Source organism: Corynebacterium freiburgense (assembly GCF_030408815.1).
GTDB classification, from domain to species: Bacteria; Actinomycetota; Actinomycetes; order Mycobacteriales; family Mycobacteriaceae; genus Corynebacterium; species Corynebacterium freiburgense.
The window spans coordinates 2,529,719-2,548,249 of sequence record NZ_CP047355.1 but is presented as its reverse complement, the minus strand read 5'-3'; the positions used below and the strand labels follow the sequence as shown (position 1 = coordinate 2,548,249).

The following is an 18,531-nucleotide window of genomic DNA, read 5'->3' as shown; positions in this document are numbered from 1 at the left end:
TGATGCAAATCAGGATATTCGTGTACGGCGAATCGGGCACTACGTGTATCGGTTGTGCGGATAAAAATTAGACTAATTTGGGGGTAGTTAAGGTTCGCATAAATTTATTTGCGAGCAAAATCTGAATGTTTTCGCACTGCAAACGTCAAGCGTGCTTGAGATTTATTAAATTGTTATCGTTGCTGGGATTTTATTCACAGTGCAGCTTATTGATAGCTGAGTAATCTCTTATTAAGCTATCGGAGTCAAGAAAATATGAGCTTCAATTTTGTAGCAAAACCCGTAGAGAACTCATGTCTGCCAGCCGGTGTCGCCAACGGCAAGACGAAAGGTAACTAGTCTCATGCAATTAAATTTGAGCATATGGAAACGGCTTTGGGTGGTGTTGACCGTTCTTGCCGTTGCGTTTGCTTTGGTGGTGGTCCCACAAGCTCGTGCCCAAGAAACCACAACGCCAAATGTCGAATCAACAACCTCAAGCGCAGCCGAGGAAGCTGGTGGCGAGCCGGATCCTCTTAACCCTGGTGAGGAACCAGGGGCAGATACTGTCCCGCCAGTGGTGGAAAACGCTCAGCAGCCAGTGTTAGAGCAGGTTGCTAACCCAAGAGCCATTAAATTTAGTGACTTTAAAATTACCCGTAAAGATGGCAAGAGTGAGCCGGAACTATTCCAGCATGATTTCGCATTCGTCGACGTTGATTGGGAGGCACCCAATGGAATTACCGCAAATCAAAACTTTGTAATTCGCCTTCCAAAAGAGCTTCGGCTTTACGGTGCTTCATTCCCATTGATGGGCGAAGGTCGCCAGGGTGGCACGTGTACCACTTCTGATGGTTATCAGCAGCTCAATTGTGTGTTTAATGACGAGTTTGAAAAGGACTTTGATGTAAACGGCTCGATCCATATCGAGGTGCAAGCACAGCGTACTACCAGCGAAGATAAGTTGCCGATTTCCGTAGATGATACAAATGGCCTGCTTGACCTGCCAGGCACCAAGGGGATTTTAGGTCGGCCTGATGTTATCGGTAAAGACATTAATAAAGTTGGTTGGTACAACAATGACTGGATTACCGGTGGTTGGCGTGTGGACATCCCGGGTGGTGCTGTAGACGGTAAGGGTTCGGAGCCCGTAGAAGTTACGGACGTCCTAGACAACCATGTTTTTGATGAGAGCAAGGTTCCAACTATCTCCGCTCACGAAGTGGAAGTAAAAGCCGATGGAACCTTTGAAATTAAGAACACCCTGGCTACGAAAAATGTAGATAGCTTCGTTGTTACAAATGGCGGTAAGAACGCTACATTTAAGATTTCTCCGCCGAATAAGAGCGGTAAATGGGAGCCAAATCTCCATTATAGGCTTCGGTATAACTCGAAGACGGAGAACGGCAAGGAAGCAGAGCTTAACCAGCTTACTTGGAATAATGTGACTATCTTCGGTGATGAACCCCAAAGCAAAAAGACTGCGGTTAAACGTTCGTACTCTAATAGTGGAGTGATTCGTGGTGTAAAGCGCGCGTCCTATGGTGTAAAGAAAGTTCTCTCGGATCCATCCTTTGAAAAGTTCATTCCGGAAAGCACTCGTTTTGAGGTGCAAGCCGATATTCAATTAGCTACTGGCGGAACGAAGCAAGAAAAGATTTTCGTTGCACTCAATGGTGAACACAATGGATTGCAGGAGCTTCCTGAAGGTTCCATCGTGACCCTTAGCGAGCCAAACATGCCTGATGTATTGGGTATGAAATTCAGTAAACCAGTGTTCTCGGCGGGGGAAAACACCAATCCAGCAGACCTGGAAATCCTTGATAATGGTGCACGGGTTCGCTTTAAGACCGTAGCTGGCCCCAATATCAATGTGGTGCTGACAAATCACGTGGAAGCGGGCCCAGCACAGTTCGCTATCGTCAAGAGGACGGCGGGGGCTGATGCTGCGAAAACAAAAGATTTCAAGTTCACGTATGTTTGTGACGTAAATGGTGAGAAGAAGACTGGCGAAATTATCGCTAAAGGTGATGGGGAATCTGTACTAAGTGCAGAAAAGTTCCCAGTGGGAACCAGCTGTGAAATCACCGAAGACGAGCGCACCGCCCAAATTGATGGTTACACATTGATCACTGAGCCAGCGAACTTTACGCAGAATATTACGATTGCTCGTGAAGATTCCATCGCCTACGCCACATTTACCAATACGTATGCACGTATGGCTGGTGGTTTGGCAGTGACCAAACACATTGATGACCGTGCAATTGCACGTATTTCTGATGATGAGGAATTCAAGTTTGAGGCCTCCTGGGAAGCAAACGGCAAAGTGGAAAAGCGTGAGTTCACGTTGCGTGATGGGGATGTGTTTGATGATTTCCCTCGTTTGCCGCTTGGTACGAAGGTGACGATCAAGGAATTGTTGCCAGATGATTCAATGTGGGTTGCTCCAGTTTTTACCGCCAATGTTAGTGGTGCCGTTGATGATAAAGGCGACGGAACTGCTGTAGTTACCGTACTCGCTGAAGACGCAAATCTGCTTGTAAACGTAACAAACTCGATGGGCCGTGGACCTGGTGTTCCTCCTGGTGGTAGTGGAGGCCTTGGTTGGTTGGCGTTGTTGGGGTTGATTCCGTTGTTGGGTGGTCTTGGTTCCTCGCAGTCTGGTGGTTCGTCTACACCGGGTGCTCCGGCTCCTAGTGCGCCTGCGCCGAATGTTGCGGCGCCTGGTCAGTCGCCTGATGGTGTTGGTGGTGGACAGCCGCAGAAGGGGGTTCCGGCTCCTGGTGCTCAGGCTCCTGCGCAGGGTGCGCCTGTGAAGGCTTCGCCTCAGCTTGCGCGTACTGGTGCTGGTGTGTTGGGTGTGGTTGCGCTTGCGTTGGTTGCGGTTGCTGTTGGTGTGTTCTTGGTTCGTCGGGCACGTCGGCAGTAGGTCGTTGGCCGTGTAGGTGCGGTTTGACCTGAGTTTGTTGTTGGCTCGTGGTGTGGATGTTGGATAGTCCCACCACGAGCCTTTCCATATGGTGGGGAAATTTAAAACGGCTATTTCGTTTTAAAAGTATCTAACTAAGAAAAGCTTAAAATATCTCAGGCTTGGTGGTTTTGATGTTAGTTTGTCTGCGTTTTAAATTTGTGGGCTTGCCACACGGATGTCAAGGCTAAGAAAAGCAGGTCACGGCTACCAAAAGTCCAGTAGGTTGAGTGTTGATTCAGGGGTTGCATAGCGCCTTGTGTGGCTTAGGAAAGTATTTGCAGCGGGGGTAAAAATATCTGGGAGTCAAGATAATTATTGTGTCGTTCCGGTGGTCAAAAGCTAGCAAATAAGCAGCTAGTCATCGGTTTATTGAAACGTTATCTACCTAGGCTTTTCTTTTGGGGTGAAGCTCATTGCAGCTTAAGGTTTGACTTATTAATCTGTGAATGTCGAAGTTGCTGTTCTCGTGGTGAAGCTGGGTCCTGGATACCCCAAAATGCGTTCGTCTTCGAATTGAGAACACAGACAAAAGCTGAAAGGAACCCTGCTAGATGCGGATGCCATCGGTCGCGTGGATTACCCTACGGACCATCTTCGTCATTGTTCTGGTAGTGATCGGAATTGCTGCGGTACCAACACAAGTAGCAGCCCAAGAGCATAATCATCAAGATGAAAAGCCAATTGAAATTGGAGATATTCGGATAGCGCCGGTAGTCAACGGTGTGCCAGAACCGCATGAGACCATTCGCCAGTGGAATCGCGTGGCATTTGATATTGATTGGTTTGCCCCGAATGGCATATTTATTGGTCAGGAATTCACAATCGAATATCCTGAGCATTTTAGCCATTTTGCATCTGGTGATTTTCCGCTAAAAGGCGAGGGCGACACAGAATATGGTGTCTGCGTAACAAAACCGCATGAGCGAAGCATGCATTGCCGCTTGGATGAAAAAGCAACGCCGTTTTTGGAAAAGCAAGATATACGCGGCACAGTTTCGACCCAGATTCAGGCAACGAAAGAGCTTGAGGCTCGGGACGTCGTTATGCGTTTCAATGGTGAGCAGCGGACAGTAAAGCTACCAGGGCCGGAGGATGGTTCGGGCGTCGGTGTAATTGGTGTGCAGGATACCTTTCCAAAAACGCTGCGCAAGTGGGGTTGGTATGGCAGTGACCAAATTACTGCACACTGGACAATCAATATTCCAGGCAGGGAATTAGTAGAGTGGGCAAATTCGCAGGGCGGTAATGAAGTTCCGGTTGCCGATACACTCGGTGGATTTGCCCATGTGTTTACGGGCCCGCCAACGATTACGGAGTATGAGGTCGGGGAGCGTGGCGATGGCGAATGGATAGCCAAGCAACAAATTGGAAACCCGCGTGTTATTGAACCATTTCATGCAGAAGGAGCCACCGGACGTTTTACACTCGTGCCACCAGAAGGTGGTTGGGTTGCGGAGCACTACTACCGAGTTCGCTACCAAACTAAAACACATGACGGGAAATTTGCACCCGATAAAACCCCTACAACAAATGCGGCAGAATTATTAGGTAAACGTGTTGATACTGGTAATAGTGTTCAACGCATGCAATTATCCAGTGCCGCAATTCAGGGTGTGGATCGGGAGTCTTTTACTGTTCATAACGTGTTGGCGGAAGGAAATGACCCCGCATTAGTACCTCCAGGCACAGAATTTCGTGTGAAAGCCGAAATACTATTGCCAGATCAGCAGGTTCGGGAAGAAACCTTAGTGGTGCCAGTTGAGGCAGCTTCGAGTGGTAATACTCCTTTGCCGCCAGGTACGATTGTCAAACTTACGGAACTAACTCGCCCCGAGATTTCGGGCATTCAATTTGGTGAACCGCAGTTTTCCATAGCGCCAGGCGAAGGTGAAAACGTAGTTGAACTTGCGGAAGATGGCAAAAGCATTACCATTCGCACTGTTGCTGGTCGCAATGTTGGGGTAGTGCTTTCTCACTCGGTTGGGCGTTCTGATGCCCCGTTTGCTGTGGTAAAACGCACGGCAGGAGTAGATGCAGCTCGCGACGCTGAATATAAATTTCAGTATGTGTGCGATAGCAACGACGGAACAAAACAAGGCACCTTAGTGGCACGAGGTGATGGAGTGCCAGTAAGTACAGGAAATGAGCGTTTCCCACTCGGTGCAATGTGCATTATTACGGAAGAGGGCACCAGCGAAGCCTTTGCAGGTTTTAGTATGGTTTCGGAACCTAGGGATCGGAAACGAACTATTACAATTCAGCCGGAACCGAACATTACTCATGCAGAGTTTATATCTACATACTCACGGATGTCAGGAAGCCTTGGGATTACAAAAAACATTGAAAACCCTACGGTAGCCACTGCCAAAAGTGATGAAGAATTCGAGTTTGAAGTTTCTTGGAGCAAAGACGGCATTATGGAAACCCGGGCGTTTACCCTTCGGCATGGAGACGTATATACCGATTTTCCAAAATTGCCGCTCGGTACCAAAGTAACTGTAAAGGAAAAACTCCCAGAAGATTCCATATGGCATACCCCAACATTTAAAGGCAGTGTTGGGGCTGCGGTAGAAGACCATGGTGATAATAGTGCCACTGCCATTGTGGTTGCCGATGACGCAGGAATGCTGGTCACGGTTACTAATAGCACTGGAAACCCAACTGTGGTTTCTAAAGTGAGTGGTGCGGGAATTCTCGGAATACTGGGTCTAAGCGCATTATTGGGAGAAGATACGGGGTCTTCACATATTGGTGGAAATGAGGTGTTAACCAGCATTCCCAGGACCCCGGAGGAAGCGAAAACATTTCAGCAGCAACGCCAAGAGGAGCAAACTGCATCCCAATACAATGCTCAACAATTGGCGCGGACAGGCGCCAGTGTACTTGGGTTTGTGGTAGCGGCATTGCTTATGGGGTTGGTTGGATTCTGGTTGGTTCGGAGATCTCGTCGAAAATAAGCGCGGGCATTACCATGGCTATATGAGTTTTGTGAGTGCCCGAAGCCAGATTGAACCGTTTCGCGTCATGCAGATTCTTGCTGCTGCGCAAGCGAAACCCAATGCAATCGCAATGTGTGTTGGTCAGCCAGCAACGGGCGCGCCACAGGCTGTGGTTACACATGCGCAAAAGTGCTTGGCTGAACATACCCTAGGCTATACACCAACGTTGGGTATTCCCGAACTGCGGGAATGCATAGCCCAATGGCATCGGAATACGTATGGCAGCGATACACAAGCAAATAATATTGTCATTACTACAGGTTCGTCCGGTGGCTTTGTGGCATTGTTTCTTGCTGCTTTGGAAGCGGGTGACACGATTGCAATGACTCGCCCAGGCTATCCCGCATACCGGAATGCGCTCCATGCGCTCGGCGTAAAGATTATGGAAGTGCCATGCGGGCCAGAGACAAGATTCCAACCAACTGTTGAAATTCTTGATTCCTTAGAAACTATTCCCAGGGCGCTTATAGTCACGAGTCCGGATAACCCTACTGGAACGATTATTGAACCCCAAGAACTACAACGAATCGCTCAGTGGTGCGAAGCAAAGGGCTGCCTACTTATTTCGGATGAGATCTATCACGGGATTAGTTATGGCAGGGAGTGCGCTACGGCCAGGAATTTCTCTGATCGAGCGGTGGTAGTTGGTAGTCTAAGTAAATATTTTTCTATGACCGGCTGGCGCCTAGGTTGGCTTATTGTCCCTGAATATCTTATTGAACCACTGGAAAATCTTGAAGCGAATCTTGCGCTGTGTCCACCGGCGATTTCGCAATATGCAGCACTCGCTTCCTTTAGTGAGGAGGCCTTGGCAGAGGTTCGTGGGCACGTTGAGCGGTACGCGGCGTCGAGAAGCCTGCTTTTAAAACGCCTGCCACAGTTAGGGCTTGGCAAGTTCGCCCCGCCGGACGGGGGTTTCTACCTTTATGTTGATGTATCGCACCTGACAGATAATTCCGAAATCTGGTGCCGTGAGCTTCTCGACGCCACGGGAGTAGCGTTCGCACCCGGCATAGACTTCGATCCAGTCAACGGCCATCAGTATGTACGAATAAGCTTTTGTGTGGCGCCTGAACTTATCGAAGAAGCCTGTACAAGACTTGCGGAAGTACTGTAAGACCGTCATGCACAACCAGGTCGTGCGATAATGAAAAACGTGGCTGAAACGAAGAAGATCGCAAACGTCCTATCCAATCGATATGCATCTGCCGACCTCAATAGTTTGTGGAGTGCGGAATCAAAAATCATTCTTGAACGGCAACTCTGGATCGCCGTTATGAAGGCACAAAAAGACCTGGGGGTGGATATTCCCCTTGAGGTGATCGACGCTTATGAAGCCGTCATCGACAATGTTGACCTCGATTCCATTGCCGCCCGAGAACGCATTACCCGCCACGATGTAAAAGCCCGCATCGAAGAATTCAATGAACTCGCAGGCCACGAGCATATTCACAAAGGAATGACCAGCCGCGACCTCACTGAAAACGTAGAGCAACTCCAAGTAGTCCGATCGCTTGAACTCATTCGCGACAAAGCCGTAGCCGTTGTAGCGCGCATTGGCGAACGCGCCGCCGAATACCAATCCATAGTTATGGCAGGACGCTCCCATAATGTCGCTGCTCAAGCAACCACATTAGGAAAGCGATTTGCCACAGCCGCCGACGAAATGCTTGTGGGAATCGAACGCGTAGAAGAACTCCTAGGCAGATACCCCCTGCGTGGCATAAAAGGACCCATGGGTACCTCCCAAGACATGCTAGACCTTATGGGCGGAAACGAAATGAAACTCGCCTCTTTGGAGACCCGCATCGCCGATCACCTCGGCTTCCTTCGGGTATTTGATTCAGTAGGGCAAGTGTATCCACGTTCACTGGATTTCGACGCCGTGTCCGCGCTTGTCCAGCTCGGTGCGGGCCCTTCTTCCCTCGCCACCACAATTAGACTGATGGCTGGCAATGAAATTGTGACCGAAGGATTTAAAGAAGGCCAAGTTGGCTCGTCCGCCATGCCCCATAAAATGAACGCCCGCTCATGTGAACGAGTCGGCGGACTGCAAGTGGTGTTACGTGGCTACCTGACCATGCTTGCTGATCTCTCCGGCCAACAATGGAATGAAGGTGACGTATTCTGCTCGGTGGTACGCCGAGTGGCCCTCCCAGACGCTTTCTTTGCAATTGATGGAATGTTTGAAACATTCTTAACAGTGCTAGAAGAATTCGGTGCATTCCCCGCAATGATCAGCCGAGAACTTGAACGCTACCTCCCATTCCTAGCCACCACCCGCATCCTAATGGAAGCAGTCCGCGCTGGCCTTGGCCGCGAAACCGCGCACGAAATCATTAAAGAACACGCCGTAGCCGTGGCCCTAAATATGCGCGAACAAGGAGGCGAACAAGACCTAATCCAGCGTCTTGCCGCAGACAGTCGAATGCCCCTTACCGAAAGCCAACTCCAAGAAGCCCTGGAAGACCGCCACGCATTTATCGGTGCAGCAGAATCGCAAGTCTCCCGAGTAATAGTCCGAATCCAAGAACTCGTATACCGGCACCCCGAGGCCGCACAATACAAACCAGGCGAAATCCTTTAAACCTGGGGTCCTTTGGGGCTGGGGGTCCTTTGGGGCTGGGGGTCCTTTGGGGCTGGGGAAGATTTAGCTTTGCCCTTGAGGGTTTGGCACCTGGGGCCTTCCCACTGGGGCCTTGGTTAAAAACCACTTGGCTTTAGGAGCCGTTGTGTCTGTTGGTTTGGTTGTGCGCGGCTGGTGACCTGGTCTTTTTGGGCGCTGGTTGGGCGCTGGTTGGGCGTGTTGTCACAGATTCCATTTTTTCGGCTGTTTTTATGGAATCTGCGACACGATAGGTAGGGAACCTGTCACGAATTCCATTTTTTTCGCTGTTTTTATGGAATCTGCGACAAACCCCAGGTCAACGATTGTGTGCAATGTTGCTTGCTGTCGCAAATTCCATTTTTTCAGGCGATTTTATGGAATCTGCGACAGTAGGGATGAAAACATATCTAGTTCAATAGGGTGAGCCTATCAAACCGCAGGGAATGCGGCTCGAAGGCTCGGAAAGCCAGCCAACTCACCCAGGAAACCAACTCAAATACTCGGAAAGCCCTGGTTTTTCAGCCCACCAGCCCAAAATATCAGGCAGATCTGACACACCCCACCACCCAACAAGGCAGATTTCACATCACCCACAACCCACCACCGCATTTCCCCAGCTCACACCACAAGACCAGAAGCCCACAACACAAATCTGCCTTTCCCGGGCATTCCCGGGCATTCCCGTGCCATTCTTGGGGCTCGCGCAGACCGGCCAGGCCTTTCGGGGTCTTTCGGTCCAAGGTTACTTAAATTTGGGCCATTCTAATGATGTTTTCTGAAGAGCCGTCTGCGTTGCCTCACATTTAAGGTAGAGAACTCAATTGAAAGTGATTTCAATGGGTTGGTGTTGTTCGTTGTAGCTGATGTCTGCTTGGGCTTTAGGGAGGGGTTCGGCTTGGGTGGGGGAGCAGGGGCTCGTAATTGAGAAAGGGGTACCCTCCTAAAGGGGTGCTGGACAGTATGAAGAGTCTGCTTTGTGGGTGCGTTTTCCTTGGTTATTGATGCTGTTGAGGGGCTGTGTGTGTTGTGTGGTTTTTGTGGCTGATGTGCTGATGAATGGGTTTTTATGGTTGTGATTGCTACCAAATGACATTGAGGGAAGGGGAGGACTAGAATCATTTGCTATGCGTCCAGAACTGTCCTCGTATAACCACCTTTCTGCAGGTAAGGTTCGCGAGATTTACGAAATCGATGATGAAACCCTATTAATGGTGGTTTCGGATCGCATCTCGGCTTTTGATCACATATTGGAGACGGAGATCCCGGATAAAGGCCGGGTTCTTACCGCAATGAGCATGTTCTTTTTTGATGCTATTGATTTCCCTAATCATTTGGCGGGTCCACTGGATGATCCGCGGATCCCTGATGAAGTATTGGGTAGGGCTTTAGTTTGCAAAAAGCTCAACATGGTTCCATTTGAATGTGTTGCCCGTGGGTATCTCACTGGATCTGCGTTGGCTGAGTACAAAGAGACCGGGGAAGTGTGTGGGGTAAAGCTGCCGGAAGGGTTGCGGGAAGCATCGCGGTTACCGGAGCCGATTTTTACTCCAGCCACGAAAGCCGATCTTGGCGATCATGATGAAAACGTGAGCTTCGATGCTGTAGTGGAAAAACTTGGCGAAGCTCGCGCGGAAGAACTACGTAAAGCAACATTGGAGATTTATTCGAAGGCTGCTGAGCTGGCCTTGGAAAAGGGGCTGATTCTCGCGGATACCAAATTTGAATTTGGGATCGATGAAGAAGGCAAATTGGTTTTGGCAGATGAGGTGCTTACGCCTGATTCGTCTCGGTACTGGCCAGCTGAGGGGTATGTTGAGGGGAAAGTTCAACCAAGTTTTGATAAACAGTACGTTCGGAACTGGTTGATGAGTTCAAAATCGGGATGGGAGAAATGTAGTGCGATGCCGCCACCTCCGCTGCCTGGATCGGTAATCGAGGCTACGAGGGAACGCTATATTGAGGCGTATGAAAGGATTTCTGGAAAGAAATTCTCGGAGTGGATTGGCTGCTGTGTATAGCAGTTTCTAATACAGGTGCCCTGCAGTTTTGCTGCAGGGTTTATTTATTTGGGAAAAAACTCTTGTCAGGAAAGGCTAGCCTTATTAGTATTTATTTTGGCCAATCGAAAGATTGATCTCGGATTCAAACTAATGAAGGGCAGCCATGTTAAAAAGAACCGCTACTGCCATAGTTTTGGCATGTTTAACACTGAGTGCGTGTAGCGCACCGCAATCAGGGACAACTGGCGGGGGAAGTACAACGGCGAGTGAGGGGGCGTCGAAAAGCACTGGTAGCGTAACGGTTACAGATGTGTTGGGGCGGGAAGTTTCCTTTGAGAAGCACCCTGAACGGGTGGTGCTCGGGGAGGGGCGCGGAGTGTTTGCAACATCGATTCTGGATAAAAATAATCCGCTGGATAAGGTGGTGGCCCTCGGTAGTGATTTGGCGACGGCGGCCCCCACGTACCACAAAAATTTGATCGAAGCGGTACCTGAAACGAAAGATGTTCCGGAGATCGGCAGTCTTTCTAAAGGGGATGTGACGGTAGAAAATCTAGTTTCCTTTGAGCCCGATGTAGTTGTGATAACCGCAGACCATTATGAATCGATATCCACAACGGGCATGGTGGAGAAAATGGAAGCCGCAGGGCTGAAATTTGTGGTGACGGATTTCCGGCAGCACCCATTGGAAAACACAACAAAATCAATGGAATTGCTTGGTGCGTTATTTAATAAAGAAGACCAAGCGAAAAAATTCAATGAAGACTGGCAAAAGACAGTCGATACCATTCGCGAAGGTGCTGCAAAGGCAGAAAAACGTCCAAAGACATTTTTATGGCGCGCGGCTGGGCTTAAAGACTGTTGTGCAACAGTAAAAGAATCAAACCTTGGCGAGCTTATTAATCTTGCCGGTGGCGACAATCTTGGTGATCACCTACTCGATGGTGATGAAGGTGACCTTACTGCAGAGAAAATAATTGCAGAACAACCAGAAGTGATTATTGCAACAGGGGGCTCGTGGGCGCCCGATAAAGATAAGCCTGAAGTAGTTCCCCATGTTGAATTAGGGTATGACACTACAAAAGATGTTTCAGAGAAAACACTCGAGGGGTTGCGCGCAACGCCAGGTTTTGATCAATTAAACGGTGATCTACATGCAGTGTGGCACCAATTCTATGATTCGCCATTTAATTATCTGGCGTTGGAGCAATTCGCGATGTGGCTCCAACCTGAACTCTTTAAGGACCTTGATCCAGAGGCTCATTTAGCGGAAGCTCATAAGGAGTACCTGCCATTTGAGGCATCGGGAGTGTTCTTTGTAAGTAGTCCGAAGAACAAATGACCACGACAACTGAGCAAGTAGCGCCGTCAGTTCAAGAAATTGTTACCGAGCATCGTCGAACTGTTGTTCTTAGATGGGCGATTATTTTCGGTTTAACACTGGCGGCGCTTGTCGCATTTATTATCGGTACGATCGTTGGGCCAGTAGACCTTAGCGTTGGTGATGTAGTACGCGGGATCGTAGACCCCAGCGCACTGAGCGAGCGCGATTACACAGTGCTTTGGAAGCTCAGATTACCAATGTCAGTGATGGCCATCCTGGTGGGAATGTCATTGGCATTAGCCGGTGCCCAAATGCAAACGATCCTTGGAAATCCACTCGCAGAACCATTCACTCTTGGCATTTCTGCAGCCGCAGCTTTTGGCGGTGCGGCGGCAATTGTATTGGGATGGACGGTACTTGGTCACCCGCAATTCAACCTCGCTGCGACTGCTTGGGCTGCGGCAATGCTGGCAACCACGATTATTGTGGTCGCTGCGGTAGTGCGCGGAGCATCCGCAGAAACCATGATTTTATTGGGTATTGGTTTAGTCTTTTTGTTCCAAGCGTTACTGGCATTAATTCAGTATCGTGCTACCACCGAGGCACTCCAACAAATCGTGTTTTGGACAATGGGCTCATTGACTCGTGCAACCTGGATTGCCAATGGTGTTATTGGCGCAGTATTGGCAATGGCGATCCCATTGTTTGCGGTATTGGCCTGGCGGCTTACAGCATTACGGCTTGGCGACGCCCGCGCCCGCGCGCTTGGTGTGCATGTTACGCGCCTACGAATAATTGTTTTGATTGTCGTATCTTTGCTCGCAGCGACAGCAGTGGCGTTTTGCGGGATTATTGGATTCGTTGGATTGGTAGGGCCTCATGTGGCAAGGATGCTCGTGGGAGAAGACCAACGGTACTTTATGCCCGCTTCCATGGCGGCAGGGGCGTTTATGCTTTCTGCATCTCATGCCGCGAGCCTGGTAATTATCCCAGGTTTAGCGATGCCAATTGGGATTATTACTGCACTCATTGGTGTGCCATTTTTTATTGTCATCGTTATGGCTGGCAGGAGGACACTGTGGTAGCGCCCAAGCCAATAGAACTGGTTATTCAAGGAGTTACCGCTCGATATGGGCGGAAAACGGTGCTTAAAGATTTTGCCACCGAACGACCAATTCAAGGCGGCCACGTCACTGGACTTTTAGGGCCAAATGCTTCGGGAAAATCCACATTGATTCGATCCCTCGTGGGTAAACGAAAAGACATTGGTTATGTTCCCCAGGAAATCCCAGATACTGCCGCACTTAGTGCATTAGAAACCGTATTGGTTGGCGCACGCCGAGCCGGTGCGGTGCATCCGGTGGAGGCGGCGGCGTCGACACTCACTGAATTAGGTGTGGGGCATGTAGCTGGGCGGAGACTCCGTGAATTGTCCGGAGGACAGCGGCAGTTGGTGGCGGTGGCGCAAATGTTGGTGGCGGAACCAAATATTATGCTGCTTGACGAGCCAACCTCTGCACTAGATCTGCACCGGCAGCTTTTTCTCTTACACCTGCTGCGACAACGGACACAACAACGAGGAGCGGTAGCCTTAGTGGCCATCCACGATATTAATCTTGCCGCACGTATGTGTGGCGAATTGGTAGTGATGCACGAAGGTGAGCTGATTACCCAAGGTACACCGCAAGAGGTTATTACCCCTGACCTATTGCGCGAAGTATATAGGGTGGAAGCGCAAGTGCTGCGTGATGGCAATATTCCTGTGGTAACGCCGCTGAGTACCATCGGAGTGTATGACTGATTCCGTAACGCCACCCACGGCACAAAAAATTCCCCATACCCGTATCCACCATGGGCGGGAATTCATCGACAACTATGAGTGGATGCGGGATAAAGAATCCGCCGAAACAATCGCATACCTTGAGGCAGAAAATGCCTATACCGAAGCACAGACAAGCAAGCTAAAGACACTGCAGGAAAATATTTTCCAGGAAATAAAATCCCGCATTAAAGAAACAGATATGTCTGTGCCATCGCGGAGCGGTGACTGGTGGTACTTTGGGCGCACCGAAGAAGGCAAAAGCTACGGTATAACCTGCCGCGTACCAGCACATGACTGGAACCCGCCGCATATCACCGAAAGTGCATTGCCCGAAGAACAAATCATTCTAGACGCTAATGAACTAGCCGAAGGCCACGAATACTTTTCCCTCGGTGCCGGATCCGTTACGGTTTCCGGGCGTTATCTGGCGTATTCCACTGATACTGAAGGAAACGAGCGCTATACACTCCGGATTAAAGACCTAGAAAGCGGTGAGTTATTTCCCGATGAAATTCCCGGAATTGCCGCCGGGGCAGTATGGGCAGGGGACGATTATGTGTTCTATCAAAAGGTCGATGCATCATGGCGTCCAGATTCAGTATGGCGACATAAAGTAGGCACCCCAGTAAGTGAAGATGAACGAGTATTCTATGAGCCAGATGAGCGTTTTTGGGTGGGGGTGGATTCTACTCGGAGCGAAAAATACTTGCTTATTGAAGTAGGTTCAAAAATCACCAGCGAAATTTGGGTACTGGAATTAGCAAATCCAACAGGTGAATTCCGCTGCCTAGTACCCCGAAAAGAAGGCGTGGAATATGGGGTGGACCATGCCATAGTAAATGACGAGGATCGTTGGCTAGTAATACACAATGCAAGTGGGCCAAATTTTGAGCTCGCTGAATGCGGCATTGATGAATTGCACTCATTTGAATCGCTTAATGTACTCGTACCACATCGCGATAATGTACGTATTGAAGGGGTAGATACATTCGCCACGCATATTGCGTTTGGATATCGCTCCGGTGGTATCGGTCGGCTGGCAATTATGAAACTGGATCCTGGGTATACCGAATTCAAGGAACTCGAATTCCCGGAAGAACTTTACTCGGTAGGTACTGGAAGTAACCCAGAATGGAAAGCGCCTAAACTCCGTTTTTCATATACCAGCTTTCTTACCCCAAGTTGCTTGTATGATCTAGATATTCAAACTGGAGAAAAAACCCTGCTGAAACAGCAAGAAGTGCTTGGTGGATATGATCCTAATGAATACACTGCACGACGTGAATGGGTTACTGCCCGCGACGGAGTGCAAGTCCCAGTATCCATAATTTGCCGCAAAGACCTAGATATTTCCAAACCCCAGCCGACACTCCTATATGGCTATGGATCATACGAAACTCCGATCGATCCGGCATTTTCTACGGCGCGCTTAAGCATGCTTGACCGAGGCATGATCTTTGCAATTGCGCACGTTCGAGGTGGTGGCGAAATGGGGCGTATTTGGTATGACACCGGCAAAATACTCACTAAGAAAAACACCTTTACAGACTTTATCGACGTCGCGGACCACCTCATTGCGCACAACATCACCGACCCAACCAAACTCGTGGCAAATGGCGGGTCAGCAGGTGGACTTCTTATGGGTGCAGTAGCAAATATGGCGGGTGACCGATTCCAAGCAATAGCTGCAATCGTTCCATTTGTAGATCCACTGACCAGTATCCTTATGCCTGAATTGCCGCTTACTGTTGTGGAATGGGAAGAATGGGGCAACCCACTAGCAGACGAAAAGGTCTATGACTATATGGCTTCCTATGCTCCATACGAGAATATCGAAGCCAAACGATACCCAAACATCCTGGCAGTCACTTCAATCAATGACACACGTGTCCTTTATGTTGAGCCAGCCAAATGGATAGCAGCCCTCCGGGCAACCGCCACTAGTGGAGAATTTCTTCTGAAAACTGAAATGGCTGCTGGCCATGGTGGAGTCTCTGGACGATATGACAAATGGCGCCAAACAGCGTTTGAATATGCGTGGATGATTAATCAGGTCACCGGGAAAACCGACTAACCGGTTAGCTAAATAGGAACCCAAACGCAATACGTTTCTTGTAGGGCTCGTTCCATTCAATGGAACGAGCCCTACGTTTCTTTTGGCGGAAACCTTACGATCTCAAAGTGTGTGGCACATCACGATGTGTGCAAATGTTGTGCTTTTTGATCGGAGAAACTATGGAATATACGAGCGTTTGGGATGACCTTGCAGAAGTGGAATTTAGCCAAGGTTATATTGAAGCTGGAGGTTATCGCACCCGGTATTTACATGCCGGTTCACCAGAGAAACCAACATTATTTTTGCTTCATGGGATAACCGGCCATGCGGAAGCGTATGTAAGAAATTTGCAAGCGCATTCGAAGCATTTTAATGTCTATGCAATAGATTTTATTGGTCATGGGTACAGCTCAAAACCAGATCACCCACTTGAAATTAAGCACTATATTGCGCAAGTTCTTGCGGTAATGGATCATTTAGGTGTAGAAAAGGCTTCTTTTTCTGGAGAGTCCTTAGGCGGTTGGACAACTGCACGCTTAGCCCAATTGCATCCCGAGCGTGTAGAACGCATTGTGTTGAACACAATGGGTGGAACAATGGCAAATCCACAGGTGATGGAGCGCCTATACACATTGTCAATGGCTGCTGCAGAAGATCCCAGTTGGGAACGGGTTCAGGCGAGGCTCGAGTGGTTAATGGCGGATCCAAGCATGGTTACTCCAGATTTAATTCGAACTCGACAGCGAATTTTCGAGCAACCTGATTGGAAGCGTGCTTGTGAAATGAATATGGCGCTGCAAAACATGGAAATTCGGAAACGAAACATGCTCTCCGATCAAGACCTACAAGAAATTCAAGCACCAGCACTCGTGTTATGGACCACGAAGGATCCTTCAGGCCCGGTGGATGAAGGACGGCGCATTTCAGAACTAATTCCTAATGCCAAACTAGCGGTCATGGAAAATTGCGGACACTGGCCGCAGTACGAAGACGCGGACACCTTTAACAAGATTCAGCTCGAATTCCTCCTGGGAGAAACCAATGATTAAATTGCTCGCTATGTCTCATAGCCCGCTTCTACATATTAATGATCCAGGAGCAGATATTCTCCAGGAATTAGAAATCGCATTTGATCGGGTTCGTTCCGTAGTGCGCGCTTTTGATCCTGATCTAGTGGTCACTTTTTCGCCCGATCACTATAACGGGTTCTTTTACGATCTTATGCCACCTTATTGCGTGGGGTATGAGGCACTTGGTGTTGGGGATTATGATTCACAAGCAGGTCCGCTCGATGTACCTACTGCGCTTAGTGAGCAGCTTGCTCAATTTGTGTTGGATCGCGGTATTGATATGGCGATTTCACGCCGTATGGAATTGGACCATGGTGCTGTACAGCCGATGGAAATATTGTATGGTGACATCGCGGCCAAACCAGTCATTCCTATCTATGTAAATGGGTTAGCTCGTCCGTTTGTGCCAATGGAACGTGTGCGTCAAATGGGACAAACAGTCGGGGAGTTTTTGCGTCATCTTCAGGCAGATGGAAAAAAGGTACTTATTATTGCGTCTGGAGGTTTAAGCCACGATCCGCCTGTGCCGCAGTGGGTAACTGCGACAGATGAGCAAAAGAAACTGCTATTGAACGGTCGGCATCCTACCGAAGAAGCGAGGCAAGCCCGGCAAGAACGGGTGATTACCACTGCCCAAGCATTTGCTCGAGGTGAAGCTCCCATTCAGGAATTGAACCCAGAATGGGATCGAAAGTTTATGGAGGATTGTGCTTCCAATGAGCCGGAACGATTTGATGCGTATACAGCAGACCAAATGGATATCGACGCCGGGCATTCATCTCATGAAGTCCGAAGCTGGGTAGCGGCATTTTCGGCTTTACATGCGGCAACTGATGGCTTTGATGTGAGCTATGAATACTACCGGCCCATTAAGGAGTTTATTGCCGGTTTTGGCATTATGCTTGCCGAGGAGCGTCGATGAACCGCTCACTCGAAGAAGTTGCTGAGCAATTGTTGCAGGCCTATACCACCAAAAAGGCAGTTGATCCGCCTAGGAATCTTGTACCTGGGCTTGATCTAGCTGGTGCTTATAAGATTCAGCAGTATCAGGAACAGGCTTTGGTTGCCGCAGGCCACAGAGTTATTGGTAGAAAAATTGGATTGACCTCGCGAGCTATGCAGCAGCAACTTGGCGTTGATAGTCCAGATTTTGGATTTTTTACTGATCAGATGGTGTTCACCGATGGTGATGCGATAGACGTGTCTCGTTTTATTGCTCCGAAGGTTGAGCCTGAACTGGGATTTCAGTTGGCATCTTCACTGCGCGCAGATGCTGATTTTAAGGCGGTAGCTGAGGCGATTGAGGGAATATACCTGGCGGTGGAAATCATTGATTCGCGTGTACGCGATTGGGATATTCGCCTCGTGGATACCGTTGCTGATAATGCCTCGTGTGGTGCGGTAATTCTTGGTACAGAACCAGTGCCCATAAACATTGATGAGTTGTTGAGCGTCAGCGCAACTATGAGTATTGCAGGTCAAGTTGTTGGCAGCGGTCACGCTGCGGCTGTTATGGACCACCCATTACATCCATTGGTTTGGTTGGTGCACACCCTCGCCGAACAAGGTGTGGCCTTACAAAAAGGTGACGTGATTCTCACGGGTAGCTTTTGTGGCGCAGCCCCAGTCACATCTGGCGAGACTTTAGTTGTGGATTATGGCCCTTTCGGGACTTTAACTGCGCATTTTCAATAAAGTTTGA

12 protein-coding genes are annotated in these 18,531 nt (G+C 49.2%); all 12 read left to right on the top strand.

Translation table 11 applies throughout. The annotated features are described in order from the left end of the window. Positions 1-343: 343 nt before the first annotated feature. The 12 genes from CFREI_RS11500 to CFREI_RS11445 all read left to right on the top strand — a co-directional run bounded on the left by CFREI_RS11500 (position 344) and on the right by CFREI_RS11445 (position 18,524). The gene (locus CFREI_RS11500) at positions 344-2,908 is read left to right on the top strand and encodes a DUF5979 domain-containing protein (RefSeq protein WP_290246083.1); all 2,565 of its coding nucleotides are present in this window, start codon (positions 344-346) and stop codon (positions 2,906-2,908) included. A 593-nt stretch (positions 2,909-3,501) separates the two neighbouring features. Continuing rightward, positions 3,502-5,907, top strand: coding sequence for a DUF5979 domain-containing protein (locus CFREI_RS11495; protein ID WP_027013583.1), 2,406 nt, complete (start codon positions 3,502-3,504; stop codon positions 5,905-5,907). Positions 5,908-5,929: 22 nt separating this feature from the next. Further along, positions 5,930-7,066, top strand: coding sequence for a pyridoxal phosphate-dependent aminotransferase (locus tag CFREI_RS11490; protein WP_027013584.1), 1,137 nt, complete (start codon positions 5,930-5,932; stop codon positions 7,064-7,066). A 30-nt stretch (positions 7,067-7,096) separates the two neighbouring features. Beyond that, positions 7,097-8,536 carry an adenylosuccinate lyase gene (gene purB / locus CFREI_RS11485; protein ID WP_027013585.1) on the top strand — a complete coding sequence of 480 codons (1,440 nt, stop codon included), beginning with the start codon at positions 7,097-7,099 and terminating at the stop codon, positions 8,534-8,536. Positions 8,537-9,681: 1,145 nt separating this feature from the next. Continuing rightward, a complete protein-coding gene (locus CFREI_RS11480) occupies positions 9,682-10,575 on the top strand; it encodes a phosphoribosylaminoimidazolesuccinocarboxamide synthase (protein WP_027013588.1) in 894 nt (297 codons plus the stop codon). 145 nt (positions 10,576-10,720) lie between these two features. Beyond that, positions 10,721-11,899 (top strand): ABC transporter substrate-binding protein, encoded by a 1,179-nt coding sequence (locus tag CFREI_RS11475; protein ID WP_027013589.1) that lies wholly within the window; start codon positions 10,721-10,723, stop codon positions 11,897-11,899. Then, positions 11,896-12,966, top strand: coding sequence for a FecCD family ABC transporter permease (locus tag CFREI_RS11470; RefSeq protein WP_027013590.1), 1,071 nt, complete (start codon positions 11,896-11,898; stop codon positions 12,964-12,966). Before CFREI_RS11475 ends, CFREI_RS11470 begins: the two co-directional genes overlap by 4 nt. After that, positions 12,960-13,682, top strand: coding sequence for an ABC transporter ATP-binding protein (locus tag CFREI_RS11465; RefSeq protein WP_027013591.1), 723 nt, complete (start codon positions 12,960-12,962; stop codon positions 13,680-13,682). The genes CFREI_RS11470 and CFREI_RS11465 overlap by 7 nt, the downstream gene beginning before the upstream one ends. Next, entirely contained in the window at positions 13,675-15,777 is a 2,103-nt protein-coding gene (locus CFREI_RS11460; RefSeq protein ID WP_027013592.1) for a S9 family peptidase, read from the top strand. The genes CFREI_RS11465 and CFREI_RS11460 overlap by 8 nt, the downstream gene beginning before the upstream one ends. A 161-nt stretch (positions 15,778-15,938) precedes the next feature. Then, positions 15,939-16,808, top strand: coding sequence for an alpha/beta fold hydrolase (locus CFREI_RS11455; protein WP_027013593.1), 870 nt, complete (start codon positions 15,939-15,941; stop codon positions 16,806-16,808). After that, positions 16,801-17,751: a 3-carboxyethylcatechol 2,3-dioxygenase gene (locus CFREI_RS11450; protein WP_027013594.1), complete on the top strand. Its 951-nt coding sequence runs from the start codon at positions 16,801-16,803 to the stop codon at positions 17,749-17,751. The genes CFREI_RS11455 and CFREI_RS11450 overlap by 8 nt, the downstream gene beginning before the upstream one ends. Continuing rightward, positions 17,748-18,524: a 2-keto-4-pentenoate hydratase gene (locus CFREI_RS11445; RefSeq protein ID WP_027013595.1), complete on the top strand. Its 777-nt coding sequence runs from the start codon at positions 17,748-17,750 to the stop codon at positions 18,522-18,524. The genes CFREI_RS11450 and CFREI_RS11445 overlap by 4 nt, the downstream gene beginning before the upstream one ends. Positions 18,525-18,531 lie beyond the last annotated feature (7 nt).